The organism is Prochlorococcus marinus CUG1435, assembly GCA_017644375.1.
Taxonomy (GTDB): Bacteria; Cyanobacteriota; Cyanobacteriia; order PCC-6307; family Cyanobiaceae; genus Prochlorococcus_A; species Prochlorococcus_A marinus_AH.
Genome location: JAEPLP010000001.1, coordinates 70,870 through 87,791 on the forward strand (window position 1 = coordinate 70,870; position 16,922 = coordinate 87,791).

Below are 16,922 nucleotides of genomic sequence, written 5' to 3' on the forward strand. Positions count from 1 at the left end.
TAAGATGATCAAACTTTTTAATACTTTAAGCAAAAGAGTTGAGGTTTTTAAGCCTATTGATGATGTTGTTAAAATTTATTGTTGTGGAGTTACTGTTTATGATTTATGTCATCTTGGTCATGCCAGAAGTTATATAGCTTGGGATGTATTGAGAAGATTTTTAATTTACAGTAATTTCAAAGTGAAGTATGTTCAAAATTTTACAGATATTGATGACAAGATCTTAAAGAGGGCTAAAGAAGAAAGCAGTTCAATGAAGGAAGTATCTGAAAAGAATATCATTGAATTTCATAAAGATATGGATTCTTTAGGGATAATGCGTCCGGATAGCATGCCAAGAGCAACGAATCATATATGCAATATCTGCTCCTTCATAACAATCCTTGAGGACAAAGGTTATGCATACTCTAGGGATGGAGACGTTTATTATTCTGTTTTCAAAAATAAAAATTATGGAAAGCTAAGTAATCAAAATTTAAAAGAACAAAATATTAATCAACAAGGAAGAATGGTTAATGAGGAAAATAGTAAAAAACTTAATCCACAAGATTTTGCGCTATGGAAAAAAGCCAAAGATGATGAACCATTTTTTGATTCGCCATGGGGTAGAGGTAGGCCAGGATGGCATATTGAATGTTCGGCTATGGTTAAAGATGAATTAGGAGATACTATCGATATCCATTTAGGTGGCTCTGATTTGATTTTTCCACATCATGAGAATGAAATCGCCCAATCAGAAGCTGCCAATGGCAAAAAGCTAGCGAACTATTGGTTACACAATGGGATGGTCAATGTAAATGGACAAAAGATGAGTAAATCTCTTAAAAATTTTAAAACTATCAGAGAGCTAATTAAATCAGGTATTAGCCCTATGACTTTACGATATTTTGTTATGACTGTGAATTATAGAAAACCACTTGATTTTACTGAAGAAGCTTTAAGGAGTGCTTCAGAGGCTTGGAAAAACATTAATGTAGCCCTTTCTTTGTTGGACCTTACAAAAGGTGCTTTTAAATCTATTGATAAGAATGAATCTATCGAAGACGAATATAAAGAGAAAATAAGCTTTGAATTATCTCAAAAAAAGCTTAAATTTTCTGAGGCTCTGGGAAATGACCTTAATACAGCAGGTGCTATTGCAATTATTTACGATTTAGCAAAACCATTAAAAAACTTTTTAAACCAATTTCAAAGGGTTGAAGGTTTTAAAATAGACCTAAATGAAAAATTCTTTCTACTTGAGAATTTTAAAACTCTTGAAAAGTTGACTGAGGTACTTGGTCTTAAAAAAGAGGTTTTAGTAAAAGAAAGTAAAATAACAGAAGAAGAAATATTAATGCTTATTAATGAAAGATTGAAAGCAAAAAAAGAAAAGAATTATACGAAGGCCGATGAAATTAGGAATTTGTTAAAAGAAAAAGGTATTGAACTTATTGATCAATCAAAGGAAATAACAACTTGGATAAGGGTCTAAATTTTAAGAAAAAAACCAATTTGAAATTTTTGTTTTTTAAATACACCTTTAAATGGGAAGATATTAGAAATATCAGAGAAAATTGAAATACATTACTGTGCTCGGTTCTACTGGTTCAATTGGGACTCAAACTCTCGAAATAGCCAGTGAGCAGCCTGATAAGTTTAAAGCCGTAGCTCTTTCGGCGGGGAAAAATATTAATTTATTAACTGAACAAGTTAAAACACATAAACCAGAAGTAGTTGCGATTGAGGATGAAAATCTTATAGAAGATTTAAAAGATAATATTAATAACTTAGATTTAGATAGTGCACCCTTGGTTTTAAGTGGGAAGGAGGGGATTAACGCAGTTGCAGCATGGGATAAGGCAGATACTGTGGTTACAGGGATAGTAGGCTGTGCAGGCTTAATTCCAACAATGTCAGCAATTAATGCGGGGAAAAATATTGCACTTGCTAACAAAGAAACTTTAATTGCGGCAGGGCCAATTGTTATTCCTGCATTAAAGAAAAATAATAGTAGGCTTTTACCTGCTGATTCAGAACACTCTGCTATCTTTCAATGCTTACAAGGATTACCCAATTATGAAAATGCAGATTTTTCAACAGGAGAGATACCTAAAGGTTTAAAAGCCATACATTTAACAGCTTCTGGTGGTGCTTTCAGAGATTGGGCCGTTGAGGATTTAAAGCATGTCACAGTGGAAGATGCAACTTCACATCCTAATTGGGATATGGGAAAAAAAATAACTGTAGATTCTGCAACTCTTATGAATAAAGGATTAGAAGTTATAGAAGCTCATTATTTATTTGGGACCTCTTACGAAAATATCGAAATAGTTATCCACCCTCAAAGTATTATTCATTCAATGATTGAGATGGAAGATTCTTCAGTATTAGCTCAATTAGGTTGGCCAGATATGAAACTACCTATCTTATATGCGATGAGTTGGCCTGAAAGATTTAAAACAAATTGGAAAAGATTAAACCTAAGTGAAATTGGAAAATTAACTTTTAAAGAGCCAGACGAGTTTAAATATCCATGCATGGGACTTGCCTATGCCGCAGGAAAATATTCTGGGACTATGCCTGCAGTCTTAAATGCTGCTAATGAAATGGCTGTTGAACAATTCCTTAAAGAAAAAATTTCTTTTCAAGAAATTCCAACATTTATAAGTAAAGCTTGTGAATCACACAAGGAGAATTTGAATTTAAGTCCCGAATTGGAGGATATTCTTGAAGTAGACAATTGGGCCAGAGTTTTTGTTGAGCAAGAAATTAAAAAAGGGAAAAAATACGTAAGTATTGGATAAAAGTGAATATTAAAAGTCACCTAACTAACCATTTCTTACGACTATTGGATGCTGAACTTACAAGCAAAGTCTTTCATCTTTAAACTTTATGCCACTCTGAATTCTCGTTTCATATTCATTTCAGGCAAGTCATTCATTGAATCTCTCCATTCCTGGGCCCATTCACTTTGACTATGTCTATAAATTCTAATTAGTTCATCTACAGAAGAATCATGATAATCAACTCTAAGGTCTAGAAGAGGAAAGCCAAGTTCTCCGCTTACCTTTAGGGCGCTTGAAGTTGAACGGGGGCTTCGTCTATCTCCACCTATATTTTCTCCTGCATTAAGAGCATCAAGTAGTCTTTTCCCTAATTTGATATTTGGATCACTTTGTTTAAAAACATCAGCCATCACCTCAAGAACTTCAATATTCTCTAGAAAATTGCCAGCTACAGAAAAGTTTTCTCCAGTTATATGTCCACTTGTCTGAAAACATTCTTGACCTGTCCAGCATGCACTTCTCCCATACTTATCAATTAGGTGAACCTGTCTTTTTTCCCTGCCAAAATCTTCTTTAATTAAATCTTCCAAAACAATTTTTGAATCAGAGCAGGATTGAAGTGAATCAAGACTTCTTAATCCTAAATAAGGATTAGTTTGCCCTTGAGTTGCAACAGCACCAACCTTTGATCTAACGAATGAAACTGTTGAGCCAACAGCTATATGACAAGAAGAAACTGCAACACCAAATCTATTTTTTAAAGGATCAAAACCAATAATTGAAAATGTCATTTATATCATTAGAGGCTTGTCTAAAAAATTATTATCAATGGAAAATATTGTATTCAATAAAACCTCAATACCATTAGAGCATTGATCAAGAGAAGTATATTCCTTATAGGAATGACTCAGACCATTTCTGCTCGGAACAAAGATCATGACCATAGGACAGATCCTCCCTATTTCTTGTGAGTCATGACTTGCTTTGCTTGGTAATATTCCAGTTTTAAATCCCAACTTTTCAGATTCATGAAATGAAGAGCTAACTAACTTAGGACATGACTTAGTGGGAATCACTTCAAATTGAGGTTCTATCTGTACTACGCATCCATTAACTTCTTGAATTTCTGAGCATAGATTCTCAATTCTTAAACTCATTTTCCCAAGTACATCTTCATCTAAATCTCTCATATCTATCGTGAATACTGCCTCTCCTGGAATAACATTTGCCGCATTGGGATGTAATTTCAATTTACCAACTGTTGCGACTGCACTTTCAGAAGTAGTTTTAGCTATATGTTCAATGCCAACAATAATTTTAGAGGCGGCCAAAAGTGCGTCATTTCTATTTGACATCGGTGTAGTTCCAGCATGATTTGCCTGACCTTTAACCCTAACGGTGATTCTTTTTTGACCTACTATTCCATTAACAATTCCGATATCCAAACCACCATCCTCAAGTACCTTTCCCTGTTCAACATGTAATTCAAGAAAAGCGAATATATCTTTTTTACTTCTTGCCGCACTTTTAATCTCAAGCCAATTTCCACCAATCCTAGAAAGATTATCAATTATTGAGCAAGAATTACTGGTAACAAAATCTTCTTCATTTGCAGATAAATTACCTGTAAAGCCTTTACAACCAATCATTGTCGATTCTTCATCAGCAAAGACAATTATTTCAAATGGTCTATTTAATTTAATGTCATTTTCCTGAAGAAAAAAAGCAATTTCAATTCCTGCAATCACTCCTAAAGTGCCGTCATACTTACCTCCCTTTGGAACAGTGTCGAGATGAGATCCAGTAACAATGGGAGGTAAATTATTATCATGCCCATCTAATCTTGCAATAATATTTCCTGCAGAATCTATTCTTATTTGTAAACCTAATTCCTTAAGGGTTTTCATAAAAAAATTTCTTGCATAAATATCTTCATCAGAAAAACCTCTTCTTGAAACAGAACCATTCTCAGAAGCTCCGATTGAAGAAAAAGAATTTATCAAGTCTTGGATTCTCTCCCTATTTATTACCTGTGGCTCAAGGATATTTAAACCAGCGCTATAGCTCATACTTCTATTACTTAAACCCACTTAAGATCTCTTATTTTTCAAATAAAACCTGTATTGGTTTACACCTTTTCGGAAATTACTTTAAGAAACTAATTCAAACTTTCCAGCCCAAATTTTCAGCCATCTTTTGAGCCTTATCAGGGATATCCTCAATTATAAAAATCTTATATAAGATCTGAACGCTTAAAAGATGATTGATTATTGCATCCAATTGTACTTTTTCTGAGGCATCAGGCTCTGAACTAAAAAATTTATTGAGCAAATTATTTACTTCTGTTTCATCCAAGATTCCAAATTCTCTTATCCTCTCAGGACTTAAAAATTCATTCACAATTTCCTGCATAGAACTTAAATTATCTTTATCTGCATGGGAAGGGGGAGCCATGAAAGGAAATTTTTCACGTTTATATAATGATTCAGGCAGCAATCCTGACATGGCTTCTCTTAAAACATACTTCTCGACATTGTCTTTGATCCTTAATTCAGGGGGGACAGCAACAGCAGCTTCAGCTAGGTGATGATCTAAAAATGCAGGTCTGGCTTCCATTGAATTTGACATATCTACTCTATCTCCACCCCATGTGAGAATTTGACCCTCAAGCATAGTCTTCATCCAAACGTACTGAGCCTGATCAATTGCATATCTATCTTCTAACTGTTCAAGATCAAGTTCTCCAAAAATTGCCCCCCCGGGATCATAATTTTCCGTTATTTCTTTATATTTACTCGAGACTAGACTTTTCGCATAAGTTTCACATGCAAGCCAAGGTTGAAGGCAACTTGGCGTAAATCCTAAATATTCCTTGAAAGATTGATTACTTATCTCTTCATTAGCTAGCATCGCACCCTTGAAAATATCATTTGAATTTTCTAGATTTTCTTTAAGGTTCTCAGATTCTGAATTAGAAATTCCGACCCCATAGGTATACATATCTTTTCTAAAAGCGGGATAGCCACCAAACAATTCATCTGAACCCTCTCCTGTCATAACGACCTTATAATCGAGCTCATTCACTCTTTTACTCATAAGGTACTTTGCAATTGCAAGAGTGTTATAAATAGATCTTTCAGTAAACCATAGAACCTTTTCAAAATTCCCATACAGATCATCTCCATTTATTTTAAAAATCTCATGATCTGCATTTGTGGCGACTGCCATCTCTTTGGCTATCGAAGTTTCATCATATCTTTCATCACTGAAACCAATCGTGAATGCCTTTACTGATTTTTGACTTATGGCAGAAGCCAATCCCAAAATTGAGCAACTATCAATTCCACCGGATAAATAACAGCCAACCGGAACATCAGCGACCATTCTTAATTCAACTGCTCTCAATAATTCTTTTCTAATATTTTCAATAAAATATGCTTCACTTTTTTCTCTTTCATAAGTGTTTTTCTTTGGGAAATTTATATCCCAGAACTTTTCCTCTGTTATCTGAAATTTATTGTTTACTCTTTTGACCTTAAGAATATATCCAGGCTTAACTTGTTTAACACCTGAAAATGCCGTTGAGCCAGGGACCATAACCTGCATCAGTTGATGAACCAGTCCTTCTCCCGTAAATTTTCTTTCAACTGATGGATGGGCGAATAATACTTTTAATTCAGAGCCAAATATTAAGGAATCATCGGTCTCAATCCAGTATTGAGGTTTAATCCCAAAGCGATCTCTTACAAGATAAAGACAATCCTGTTCTGCATCAAATAATGAAAAGGCAAATTCTCCTCGCAGATAAGATAATGATTCATCAATGCCATATTTCTCATAAAGCCTAAGCAATATTTCCGAATCACTTTTTGAAGAAAAGCTTACGCCCTGAGCAACAAGATCAGCCCTGATTCTTTGAAAGTCATAAAATTCACCGTTATGTGCCATCAAAATATGATTTTCGGCACCTCCAACAAAAGGCTGTCTAGCTCGATCTTCATTTAAATCTATTATTGATAGTCTCGCATGACAGAATCCTACAGAAGTATCATCTGATAATTTATATCCAAAGCCGTCTGGTCCACGATGGCTTTGAATAGCAGCCATATTTACGAGAATCTGAGGTTCAACAGATTTATCTTTTGATTTATTAAAAACCCCCCCTATTCCACACATCTAGTTAAACGACATCCATTACTCTTGTTGTTCTATCCATCAGACAGGTAAGTAATGCCATTCTTACAAATACTGCTCCTCTTGACTGAGCAAAATACCAATTTTTTGAGGTTTGATCCAGTGATGTTGACAATTCAGGACCACGAGCAAGTGGATGCAATATTATGGAATCTTTTTTAAATGGCAACTCACTATGCAATTTAAATGCACTTCCATGAACTTCATAATTTTCTCCCACCCATGCAATTGCATTTATATATGTAACGTCTAGGGAAGGCAATACTTTTTGCATATCCTTCTCCAGCTCAATCTTTAGACCAGATTCAATAAGTTGTTCCAACTGGCCTTCATCAAATAGATCGTTCTGATCAATAGATTTGTCATCGTAAATTACAATAATTTTTTTTATGAAATATGGAAACTTGCAGAATAATTTCAGAAGAGATCTGACTGTTCTCATACGTGATGGAACTCCAATGATACCAATGGTTATTTTTTCACTATCATCAATTGATTTGTTAACCAGATGCGGTCTCCATTTAAAAATCGTGTAAAGATCAGACATCGCCTGAGTGGGATGTTCATCGATTCCGTTACCGGCATTGATTATTGGAATTCTCAATGATTTTGTCATTTCAAAGATCGCCTCATTGTCGCTTTCTCTGAGGACAACGCAGTCTCCGTAATTATTAAACATATGAGCAATATCCAGATGGGTTTCTCCCTTGGCAATTCCAGTGGAACTTTTATCGGTGATATTTATTGAATCGCCACCCAGCCTGTGCCATGCGCTATCAAACGATAACCTTGTTCTGGTGCTTGGTTCATAAAAGGCATTTATGAGTATCTTTCCCTTGAGGGGACTGTTATGGGAAATATATCTATTTGGGTTACTTTCGAATTTTGCCGCCAGCCTGAAAAGTTGTAGAAGACAATCTTTACTGAAGGGGTCTATGGAAATTACATGCCTGTCCAATAACTCATATAGAAATTCCGCTCTTTCCTTTATTTCAGATAATAAATTCTGAGGATGAGTGGAGCCGTAAATATCAGGTCCGATTCTTGAAAAAGAAAATGATTTTTCCTTATATAAGGTTTTTACTTTATATGATCCCAAAATATTAAAGTTCCAAAATTTGTGACGATAACTACATTTTTATAAACAAAAATCGATTATGACAAGTGATCTAAAAGAAAAATTTCAGAAAAAGTTTAATCATTATCAGTTTCTGTATAGAACTAATACAGGAATTATTTAATTCAGCTCAGAATTTAACAGCAATACTGGTTGCTTTACCCTTTAAAATAAGAGTTTTAACGGGGGCTTGTTTCATGCCCTAGAATTGACCTAATGGCAGTATGGCAATGGGATTTAAAAATGACAAAAAAGGTAAATAAACACCTTCTACTATGCGCAACACCCTCAAAACAGAAATGCTTCAAAGGCAATGAAGGTCAAAAAACATGGGAATGTCTGAAAAAGACTTTAAAAAAATTTGAGAATGATCACTATATAAAAAACGTTCATATATTAAGATCAAAAGCTGACTGTTTAAGGATATGTAAGAACGGCCCAATTCTTCTTGTGTGGCCTGATGGCATTTGGTACGAGAAAGTTTCTCCAGAAAAAATTTCAGAAATTTTTACCTCACATATTATTAACGGTAAGCCAATAGAAAAATGGATTTTTAAAAAAACACCCTTTTTAAATAGTCCTAGATACTAATAAACCAGTTCTTTACTACTTCGTCTGACCAGCAGCCATTGATAGAGTGAAAACCATTATGACCTCCTTTTTCAGTTATAAAAATAGTAAATTTATCAATAAATTTTCCTCTTAAATTCAAAGTTGTATTATATGGAACCCAAGGATCATCCTTGGCATGAATAAAAAGAATTTGAGGTAATTTTTTTATTGAGTTTTGGATTCTAAATATTGGAGAAGCTTTAACATAATAATCTTCTAAAGAATCAAATCCCCAACTTGGAGCTGTAAATTTCTGATCAAATTCCCTTATATTTTTTAAAGCTCTAATTTTTTTTCTTAATTTCTCATTATTAAGAATTTTGCCTTCATCATTAAATCCTTCCCATAACTGATTTTTTAAGCGGTGAAGTAACCATTTTTGGTAGATATAATTTCTAGGCTTTTCAATACACAGACTGCATGCAGATAAATCTAAAGGGGTACTCACGCAGGCAAGGCCATCTAAAAGTTTTTCTCCTTTGTTTTTATCGTAATCTAAGCAGGCATTTAAAAGAATTGTTCCGCCTAAAGATAATCCAACTGCGTAAATTGGCAGATTATTATTCCTTTTCATAAAATCTTTGAACTCTAAATTAATCAATTTTTTAAAATAATTAATTGCTGAAATAACATCACTGGAGCATCTAGCACAATAATTTCCTTTAGCTAAATATCTCGCTGATCCAGATCCTCTTAGATTTAATTTAAGAACTCCAAAACCATTATTTGCTAATTTCCTAGATATTCTTCTTAAACCAAACCGTTTAGTTGAGCCCCCTAAACCATGTGTAACGATTACAAATCCCCTAAGTGAGTTTAAGTTTTCAGGTAATTCTAAAAAACCTAAAAGATAATCACATTCAAATTTTTTAGAAAGAATTTTATTAATCGGAAAGAATATTTTTTTATTTTTTTTTGATTTGCCAAAATCAATAACAAAAGTATCTCTCAAAGTTTGTAAGTCGCCACCTATCCAAGGTAAGACTTCTCGAAATGGCTTATTTTTTAAGTAATCTGAAAAACTAAAAGATATACTATTATTTCTCCCCAACTCCAAGATCCTTTAATTCTCCAATCAAATCATTCAGTACCTTTTTTGCATCACCAAAGACCATTGAGGTATTTGGCAGATCAAATAAATCATTTTTTATTCCGGAGTAACCTGCACTCATACCACGTTTAATTACAAATACCGTTCTTGCTTCCTGAACATCAAGAACTGGCATGCCATATAAAGGAGAAGAGCTATCATTTTTAGCTTGAGGATTAACCACATCATTTGCTCCTAAAACTAAAACAACGTCCGTTGCTGGAAAATCAGGATTTACAACGTCCATCTCTTTAAGTTGTTCGTAAGGAACGTCTGCTTCTGCTAAAAGTACATTCATATGTCCAGGCATCCTCCCCGCTACAGGATGAATTGCGTAAACAACTTCAATACCATTTTGCTCTAGTTTTTTTGTCACTTCCCTTAAAGTATGTTGAGCTTGAGCTACTGCCAGACCATAACCAGGAACAATAATTACCTTGTTGGCTGCCTCTAAAGTCAATGCGCATTCTTCAACACTGCAAGAAGTTATATTTGTATATTCTCCTGAACCAGAAGAGGCTGTACTTTGTGCCGATAAAGATCCTCCAAAAAGAACTGAGACCAATGATCTATTCATACCCTTGCACATTACTTGAGTAAGTATTAGACCTGCCGCTCCAACCATTGCGCCTGCTACTATCAAAAGCTGACTATCTACAACGAAACCTGCTGCTGCCGCTGCAATCCCTGAATAACTATTTAATAAAGATATAACGACTGGCATATCAGCTCCACCAATTGGCAAAGTAACTCCAATACCTAATAAAGAAGAAACTATAACTAAAAGCCAAATAGAACTTGTATTGCCGTTTATCAAATCAAAAAAGGCTATCAAGGAAGCAACTGCAAAAACAATATTTACAAAATGTCTAACTTTGCTCTGAGTCCATCCTGGAGTTGACAACCAACCCTGTAACTTTGCCATCGCCACAATTGAACCTGTGAAAGTTATGGCACCAACAAATATAGAAACAGATATTGAAACTTCATTAATCAGTGACTTTAAAAAATCAAGATTTTCTACACTATTAGAAATAGGAAAAATAGCTACTCCTAAGGCCACCAAAAGTGATGACATTCCTCCACAACCATTGAACAATGCCACTGTTTCAGGCATGGAGGTCATAGGTACTTTTTTTGCAAGAATTGCTCCGCATAAACTACCTATTATTGATCCAATTATTATCCAAATCCAAGACTGAATAGCAATTCCCGAAGTGCCTAAATAATAAGAAAGTAATCCTACTACTGATAGCGACATCGCAAATGCAGCTAATCTATTTGCATCCCTTGCTGATTTTACTTTTGACAATCCTTTTATTCCCAAAGCCAGTAAAAGTACTGCTAGAAGGTCAATAACGAATTTAATGATTACAGGTAGATTCATTTTAAAAATTACTTCTTATTTGACGGTTTACGACTAAACATCGCGAGCATTCGATCAGTTACAAAGAAACCACCTACAACGTTGAAAAGAGCAAATCCAAGAGAAACTGAACCAATTATTAAAAGTGGTACGTTACCTTCTGCTTTTACAATTAAAGTCAAGGCTGCAAGCATTGTTATTCCCGAAATTGCATTTGCTCCACTCATTAGAGGTGTGTGAAGAGTAGGAGGAACTTTTCCAATTAACTCGAGGCCTAATAAACTACCAAGTAAAAGAACCCAAAGAAGACTTATAAAAGACATAATTTTAAAACCTCAATTTTCAAAAACTTTATTTTGAAGAACAACTCCTTCATCGCTTAATAAACATCCGGAAATGAGTTCATCCTCTTTATCTAATTTAATTAGACCATCTTTTATAAATGGTGTAATCAAAGATGTTAAGTTTTTAGCATAAAGTGAACTTGCATCATAAGGAACTGAAGAGGGTAATTCCCCCGCTCCTATAAGTTTTACCCCATCTTTGATAATAGTTTCATTTGATTTTGTTCCTTCGCAGTTGCCTCCCTGAGAAACTGCTAAATCAATAACTACTGCTCCAGGCCTCATTTTTTTAATCATGGGTGAGTCTATTAAAACAGGGGCCTTTTTACCTAGAACTTGCGCAGTACATATAGCAACATCAGCTTCAGATAAATATTTAGTTAAAGTTGCCTTCTGTTTTGAGAGGAATTCAGGTGTTACAGCTTTTGCATAACCTCCTGCCTCTCCTGGCTTTTCCTCAACTTCAGGAAGCTCTATAAATCTTGCTCCGAGGGACTCTACTTGTTCTTTAACAGCAGGTCTAATATCAGATACAAATACTATTGCTCCAAGTCTTTTTGCTGTCGCAACTGCCTGTAATCCTGCAACGCCTCCACCAAGAACCACTACTTTGGCAGGTTGGACTGTCCCAGCTGCAGTCATAAGCATTGGGAAATATCTATCTAACTCACTTGCAGCCAAAAGAACTGCTTTATATCCAGCAATATTGGCCTGTGAAGAAAGAACATCAGAAGATTGAGCTCTACTAATCCTCGGAAGCAACTCTAGTGACAAAGCTGAAATCTTATTACTATTTATAATCCTTAGAAGCTCCTTATTACCATATGGGTTAAGAAGACCGAGAAGAACAGCGCCTTTCTTTAACTTAGTTAAATTATCCTCTGATGGAGTTTGAACACAAAATATTAAGTCCGCTTCACCCCAAATTTTTTGATCTAAGTTGTTTATTATTGTTCCGCCCGATTCTTCATATGATAAGTCACTAAATCCTGATAATTTCCCTGCTGAACTTTCAATATAAACATCACATCCAAGGCTTTTTAATTTCTTTACCGCTTCTGGTGTAGCTGAAACTCTCCTTTCACCAGAGCTTGTTTCGGAAGGAATAAGTATCTTTGTCAATTTATTTATTTTTTTAACATACTAAATATAAATTGCAGAAAGTCAAAAGTCTTGGATTTTTGTTAAAAATATATTTTCTTTTCTATAAAAAATAGCTATCTAGAATATATAAGTACTAAATAATCCAATGAGTATAAAAGCAATCGAATGTCCTGATGGAGTGTGCCACAGTCATCATGGTGGTCATGCTGTTCCAAGGCAAGCTATGCAGAAAAATCTAGAAAAGCATGGTAAAGACTGGTGCGAGAAATTAGCAGAGAGAATTTATGAAATGTCAGTTGATACTTATTCACAGACAGTCATGCCCAGTCTCCACTCGGCAGGTTGGCAAAGAAGACATTTAGATTGGGAATTTAAGCTGGCAGAAAATGATTCTGAACCTGATGAAGCTCTTGTTGAAGGAATTATTAATGCCACAGAAAGCTTTCTAAGGAGTAGTGAGGTGCATAGATTATTTATTCAAGAATTAGTTCAGGGCACATTCGAGGAAGCAAATGATAAAAAAATAATTTCTAAAGCAATAAAATCTATCATTGAAGAAGAAATTGTTAGTTCACTAAGAGAAAAGAAAGAAACTCTTTTAAAGAAAATATCCGCAAAATTAATATCAGAAGAAAAAGTTAGCGAGGAACTTGCAATAAATTCAGCTAAAGAGGGTTTTGAAGAAGTTGAAAGGCTACTTGCAAATCACAGCGAGGCAGTCTAACTCTATTTCTTTATATTTTCTTTATATTTTCTTTATAATTTACCCAAAAATTGGCTCAAATATAAATTAAAGATTAAATTATTGTTTGGAAGTACAAAGTTGTAACTTATTAGACAATACATAAGTTCTTTGATGTGTTTATCTATATACAACTTAAATCTTCCAATGGACAATTTCATTAGAAAAAGGATCGATATAGCTACCTGTTGGGCAACCAATAGAATATCTGCAATGGACACTTTAGAAAGGTATGAAGACAGTTATGCAATCGCGGAAGAATTTAGAGAGTGGATATTACATATTGGAGAAAAAAACGAAAATTTAAAAGATTCTGTTTTAATCTTCCCAAATGAATTAAAAAAGTTATTAGATCAAAAAGTCAACGATTGAGAAATAAATCTTTCGAGTGAAATCCGCCCTACAATATTTGGGTTAGTTTATTATTATTAATAGTGAAATTAGCAAATAAATGGAAAATAAAGAGAAGATTTCAAACGTAGAAAATGTTGTAATTATAGGTTCGGGACCTGCAGGTTACACCGCTGCAATATATGCCGCACGAGCAAATCTTCAACCATTACTTGTAACAGGATTTAATTCTGGTGGAATTCCTGGTGGGCAATTAATGACTACAACATTTGTTGAAAATTATCCAGGTTTCCCAGATGGAGTACTGGGTCCTGAATTGATGGATCTAATGAAGGCTCAAGCAGAAAGATGGGGTACTAATTTATACGAAAGTGATGTTGTGTCAATAAATACTGATTCACACCCATTTGAATTAAAAACTTTAGAAGGGACTATAAAAACTAACTCAATTATTATTGCAACTGGAGCAAGTGCTAATAGATTAGGCGTGATAAATGAAGATAAATTCTGGAGTAAAGGAATAAGTGCTTGTGCAATCTGTGATGGAGCAACTCCACAATTCAGAGATGAAGAACTAGCTGTTATAGGAGGAGGCGACTCTGCATGTGAAGAAGCCGCATACCTCACGAAGTATGGCAGCAAGGTGCATTTAATTGTTAGATCAGAAAAATTAAGGGCTAGCGCTGCAATGGTAGATAGAGTAAAAGCTAACCCAAAGATAGAAATTCATTGGAACACAAAAGTTGATAAAGCTGATGGTTCTGAATGGCTTGAGAGAATAGAAACTATTAACTCTCAAGAAGGTAAAGGGGAAATCAATATAAAAGGTCTTTTTTACGCGATAGGTCACACACCAAATACGAAGTTTTTGGGCAACAAAATTGACTTAGATAATAAGGGATATATTGCTTGTAAATCAGGAAGACCAGAAACATCTATCGAAGGCATCTTTGCAGCAGGTGATGTTGTTGATTCTGAGTGGAGACAAGGAGTTACCGCTGCAGGAACTGGTTGCATGGCAGCATTAGCTACCGAGAGGTGGCTAGCCGAGAAAAACTTAGCAAAAACTATAGTTAGAGAAACACCCGAACCAGAAAAAAAACTTAATTCATCAGATTTTAATGAAGAAGAAGTTAATGAAGACACTTTCGATTCAAATTCTGAATGGCAAAAAGGCAGTTATGCATTAAGGAAACTTTATCACGAGAGTAAAAAACCTATTTTAGTAATTTTTAGTTCTCCAAGTTGCGGCCCATGTCATGTTTTGAAACCTCAGTTAAAAAGGGTAATTAAAGAACTTGATGGTGCAGTTCTTGGGGTTGAAATAGATATTGATAAAGATCAAGATATTGCAAAACAAGCTGGTATTAACGGCACACCAACAGTTCAACTTTTTAAAGAAAAATTATTAAAAAAACAATGGCAAGGTGTTAAGCAAAGAAGTGAGTTTAAAGAAGCGATAAAAAATATTATCTAAAGTATCTTTTTATTTATTATTTCTCTTAGGGTTATTTTTATTAGTAGTAGGTTTAGCACCACCTGCATTTCTTTCTCTATAAGTTATCCTCCCTCTAGAGAGATCATAAGGACTAATCTCAACTAAAACTTTATCTCCAGCTAATAATTTAATTCTAAATTTAGTCAATTTACCTGCAGCTCTACATAAACATTGATGTCCTTCAGGTTGTTCTAAGGTAACCAAATAAAATCCATTCCCCTGCTCTTTTTCTATTACACCTGAAGTTTCAATCATTAATTAATCTTTTACTAAGTACATATTATCAGAAAAAGATTGGCCAAAATTGATTTAAAAAAAATTACATCCGTAAAAATATGAAATTAAATTCAAATTGAAAATTTAATTTCATTAATTATTTGAAGTTGTCCATAGTAAAAATTTGCTTTTGCAATTTTTTCAGAATCTTCTAATTGATCAAAAAAAACAAACCCAAGGCTTTCCCATAATGAAGATCCGCAAACATTATTCAATTCATTTTTTGCTTCTTTTGCAAAATTATCTAGTTTTCTTTCAAGGTTTTTAGACTTAGAAACAGACATAGGTAAATACTATTTAATATAGTACAAATATACTATCTGATTCTAAAATTGCAACATTAAAAGGGTAATCTCTTTTTTTCTTCAATATTAAGATCTGCTTCCATTTCCCTTAATCTTTTAAGTATTTGTTGATAGTACTCCTTTATATAACTCTCTAGTGAGGTCATATCATCTTTTTTAAGTTCCAATATTTCGTAAGTTTTGCTCATGTCAGCATCTAATGATTCACCACTACTAGTTACTTCAGCAAAAGCCAATCGCTCAGCAACATTAAGGGAATCTTGGAAAAAGGAAACTACTTTTTGAGTGACACTAATAAGGAAGGGGGAAACTCTAAAAATTTTCGCCTTTTTTTCACTAAATTTTTCACATAAAGATATAACTTCATTTGAATCCCATGCTTTTGGACCTACTAATGGCAATGATGTTCTGTGAGTTTTTGGATTATTTACTGCTGCTACAACAATTTTCGCCATATCTTGAGTATTCATATAAGCAATTTTAGTTGGAGTACCACTCATCCACACTGCCTGACTATCCAAGATTGGGATGGCGAATTGACCAATAACTCCTTGCATAAAAGCTGCACATTTGAAAATGGTATATTCCAGATCAGATTTCTCAAGAAGTTTTTCAGTACAATATTTAATGTCCATTAAAGGTACATTTCTAAACTTTTCTGTTAGGAGGATAGAAAGGAATATTACCCTTTTTACGTTTAAAGATTCGCAAGCATTGAATAAGTTAAGTTTTCCATCCCAATCAATTTCATAAATACTTTTAGGATCATCTGGCCTACTAGTCGCTGCATCAATAACTACTTCAATGTCTTGCAATGCATATTCGATATCAGAAGAATTTAATAAATTACCTTTTGTTAGCTCACAACCCCATTCTTGTAGAAAGGAAGATTTTCTTGGATTTCTTACAAAACATCTTACTTCATGTCCATCTTCTATAGCTTGCTTTGCTATTTGTCTACCAAGTGTCCCTGTTGCTCCTACTAAAAGAATCTTCATACTTAAGATTTACTTAACTTTAAGACCATAACTCAAATTGTGATGTATCCGTGAGAATCAGTCTCCCTGAAACTTTAATAACAAAGCACCACCAACTAATCCTATTGGTATCAGTATCCAAAAAACTGCTGCAATACTAAAAATTTCTTTAGCCATA

Annotated in this window: 18 protein-coding genes; 6 read left to right on the top strand and 12 right to left on the bottom strand. The window is 34.2% G+C overall.

The features are described 5' to 3' along the window. The first annotated feature begins 4 nt into the window (after window positions 1-4). Together JJ844_00495 and JJ844_00500 are read left to right on the top strand one after the other, a co-directional pair. Window positions 5-1,474 (top strand): cysteine--tRNA ligase, encoded by a 1,470-nt coding sequence (locus JJ844_00495; protein ID MBO6974157.1) that lies wholly within the window; start codon window positions 5-7, stop codon window positions 1,472-1,474. Window positions 1,475-1,556: 82 nt separating this feature from the next. Further along, the gene (locus JJ844_00500) at window positions 1,557-2,786 is read left to right on the top strand and encodes a 1-deoxy-D-xylulose-5-phosphate reductoisomerase (GenBank protein MBO6974158.1); all 1,230 of its coding nucleotides are present in this window, start codon (window positions 1,557-1,559) and stop codon (window positions 2,784-2,786) included. A gap of 86 nt (window positions 2,787-2,872) precedes the next feature. Here the strand turns inward: JJ844_00500 and JJ844_00505 are convergent, their stop codons facing one another. The 4 genes from JJ844_00505 to JJ844_00520 form a co-directional block, all read right to left on the bottom strand. Then, window positions 2,873-3,559, bottom strand: coding sequence for a DUF1028 domain-containing protein (locus tag JJ844_00505; protein MBO6974159.1), 687 nt, complete (start codon window positions 3,557-3,559; stop codon window positions 2,873-2,875). After that, window positions 3,560-4,837 (bottom strand): Zn-dependent hydrolase, encoded by a 1,278-nt coding sequence (locus JJ844_00510; protein MBO6974160.1) that lies wholly within the window; start codon window positions 4,835-4,837, stop codon window positions 3,560-3,562. It lies immediately after the preceding gene. Window positions 4,838-4,931: 94 nt separating this feature from the next. Beyond that, a complete protein-coding gene (gene asnB / locus JJ844_00515) occupies window positions 4,932-6,944 on the bottom strand; it encodes an asparagine synthase (glutamine-hydrolyzing) (GenBank protein ID MBO6974161.1) in 2,013 nt (670 codons plus the stop codon). A gap of 4 nt (window positions 6,945-6,948) precedes the next feature. Then, complete coding sequence (locus tag JJ844_00520) at window positions 6,949-8,004, bottom strand: aspartate carbamoyltransferase (GenBank protein MBO6974162.1); 1,056 nt, start codon at window positions 8,002-8,004, stop codon at window positions 6,949-6,951. 318 nt (window positions 8,005-8,322) lie between these two features. On the opposite strand from JJ844_00520, the gene JJ844_00525 reads away from it, so the two are divergent. Next, complete coding sequence (locus JJ844_00525; protein ID MBO6974163.1) at window positions 8,323-8,670, top strand: (2Fe-2S) ferredoxin domain-containing protein; 348 nt, start codon at window positions 8,323-8,325, stop codon at window positions 8,668-8,670. On the opposite strand, the gene JJ844_00530 is transcribed toward JJ844_00525, so the two are convergent. From JJ844_00530 to JJ844_00545, 4 genes are read right to left on the bottom strand one after another with little or no spacing between them, the layout of a single operon-like run. After that, on the bottom strand, window positions 8,660-9,748 hold the full coding sequence (locus JJ844_00530; GenBank protein ID MBO6974164.1) for an alpha/beta hydrolase: 1,089 nt from the start codon (window positions 9,746-9,748) through the stop codon (window positions 8,660-8,662). The two genes, JJ844_00525 and JJ844_00530, sit on opposite strands and share 11 nt — an antisense overlap. Then, a complete protein-coding gene (locus JJ844_00535; protein ID MBO6974165.1) occupies window positions 9,729-11,168 on the bottom strand; it encodes an NAD(P)(+) transhydrogenase (Re/Si-specific) subunit beta in 1,440 nt (479 codons plus the stop codon). The genes JJ844_00530 and JJ844_00535 overlap by 20 nt, the downstream gene beginning before the upstream one ends. 8 nt (window positions 11,169-11,176) lie before the next feature. Then, the gene (locus tag JJ844_00540) at window positions 11,177-11,470 is read right to left on the bottom strand and encodes an NAD(P) transhydrogenase subunit alpha (GenBank protein ID MBO6974166.1); all 294 of its coding nucleotides are present in this window, start codon (window positions 11,468-11,470) and stop codon (window positions 11,177-11,179) included. A gap of 12 nt (window positions 11,471-11,482) precedes the next feature. Further along, window positions 11,483-12,613, bottom strand: a complete 1,131-nt coding sequence (locus JJ844_00545; GenBank protein ID MBO6974167.1) for a Re/Si-specific NAD(P)(+) transhydrogenase subunit alpha — start codon at window positions 12,611-12,613, stop codon at window positions 11,483-11,485. A gap of 127 nt (window positions 12,614-12,740) precedes the next feature. Here JJ844_00545 and JJ844_00550 point away from each other — a divergent pair, with 127 nt between their 5' ends. The 3 genes from JJ844_00550 (at window position 12,741) to trxB (ending at window position 15,165) form a co-directional block, all read left to right on the top strand. Beyond that, window positions 12,741-13,319, top strand: a complete 579-nt coding sequence (locus JJ844_00550) for an EF-1 guanine nucleotide exchange domain-containing protein (GenBank protein MBO6974168.1) — start codon at window positions 12,741-12,743, stop codon at window positions 13,317-13,319. A 165-nt stretch (window positions 13,320-13,484) separates the two neighbouring features. Further along, the gene (locus JJ844_00555) at window positions 13,485-13,709 is read left to right on the top strand and encodes a hypothetical protein (GenBank protein ID MBO6974169.1); all 225 of its coding nucleotides are present in this window, start codon (window positions 13,485-13,487) and stop codon (window positions 13,707-13,709) included. Between the two features lie 79 nt (window positions 13,710-13,788). Then, complete coding sequence (trxB, locus tag JJ844_00560) at window positions 13,789-15,165, top strand: thioredoxin-disulfide reductase (protein MBO6974170.1); 1,377 nt, start codon at window positions 13,789-13,791, stop codon at window positions 15,163-15,165. A 9-nt stretch (window positions 15,166-15,174) separates the two neighbouring features. Here the strand turns inward: trxB and infA are convergent, their stop codons facing one another. From infA to petM, 4 genes are all read right to left on the bottom strand, one after another. After that, on the bottom strand, window positions 15,175-15,441 hold the full coding sequence (infA, locus tag JJ844_00565) for a translation initiation factor IF-1 (protein MBO6974171.1): 267 nt from the start codon (window positions 15,439-15,441) through the stop codon (window positions 15,175-15,177). Between the two features lie 92 nt (window positions 15,442-15,533). Then, entirely contained in the window at window positions 15,534-15,746 is a 213-nt protein-coding gene (locus JJ844_00570) for a hypothetical protein (GenBank protein ID MBO6974172.1), read from the bottom strand. 56 nt (window positions 15,747-15,802) lie between these two features. Then, entirely contained in the window at window positions 15,803-16,765 is a 963-nt protein-coding gene (locus tag JJ844_00575) for an NAD(P)H-binding protein (protein MBO6974173.1), read from the bottom strand. A 57-nt stretch (window positions 16,766-16,822) separates the two neighbouring features. Further along, window positions 16,823-16,921 carry a cytochrome b6-f complex subunit PetM gene (petM, locus tag JJ844_00580; protein MBO6974174.1) on the bottom strand — a complete coding sequence of 33 codons (99 nt, stop codon included), beginning with the start codon at window positions 16,919-16,921 and terminating at the stop codon, window positions 16,823-16,825. Window position 16,922 lies beyond the last annotated feature (1 nt).

Excerpts from the sequence above, each read along its gene's own strand:
- JJ844_00550 (MBO6974168.1), top strand. The coding sequence starts at position 12,741 with ATGAGTATAAAAGCAATCGAATGTCCTGATGGAGTGTGCCACAGTCAT.
- asnB (MBO6974161.1), bottom strand. The coding sequence starts at position 6,944 with ATGTGTGGAATAGGGGGGGTTTTTAATAAATCAAAAGATAAATCTGTT.
- JJ844_00505 (MBO6974159.1), bottom strand. The coding sequence starts at position 3,559 with ATGACATTTTCAATTATTGGTTTTGATCCTTTAAAAAATAGATTTGGT.
- JJ844_00495 (MBO6974157.1), top strand. The coding sequence starts at position 5 with ATGATCAAACTTTTTAATACTTTAAGCAAAAGAGTTGAGGTTTTTAAG.
- trxB (MBO6974170.1), top strand. The coding sequence starts at position 13,789 with ATGGAAAATAAAGAGAAGATTTCAAACGTAGAAAATGTTGTAATTATA.
- JJ844_00535 (MBO6974165.1), bottom strand. The coding sequence starts at position 11,168 with ATGAATCTACCTGTAATCATTAAATTCGTTATTGACCTTCTAGCAGTA.
- JJ844_00510 (MBO6974160.1), bottom strand. The coding sequence starts at position 4,837 with ATGAGCTATAGCGCTGGTTTAAATATCCTTGAGCCACAGGTAATAAAT.
- JJ844_00555 (MBO6974169.1), top strand. The coding sequence starts at position 13,485 with ATGGACAATTTCATTAGAAAAAGGATCGATATAGCTACCTGTTGGGCA.
- JJ844_00570 (MBO6974172.1), bottom strand. The coding sequence starts at position 15,746 with ATGTCTGTTTCTAAGTCTAAAAACCTTGAAAGAAAACTAGATAATTTT.
- petM (MBO6974174.1), bottom strand. The coding sequence starts at position 16,921 with ATGGCTAAAGAAATTTTTAGTATTGCAGCAGTTTTTTGGATACTGATA.
- infA (MBO6974171.1), bottom strand. The coding sequence starts at position 15,441 with ATGATTGAAACTTCAGGTGTAATAGAAAAAGAGCAGGGGAATGGATTT.
- JJ844_00525 (MBO6974163.1), top strand. The coding sequence starts at position 8,323 with ATGACAAAAAAGGTAAATAAACACCTTCTACTATGCGCAACACCCTCA.
- JJ844_00540 (MBO6974166.1), bottom strand. The coding sequence starts at position 11,470 with ATGTCTTTTATAAGTCTTCTTTGGGTTCTTTTACTTGGTAGTTTATTA.
- JJ844_00575 (MBO6974173.1), bottom strand. The coding sequence starts at position 16,765 with ATGAAGATTCTTTTAGTAGGAGCAACAGGGACACTTGGTAGACAAATA.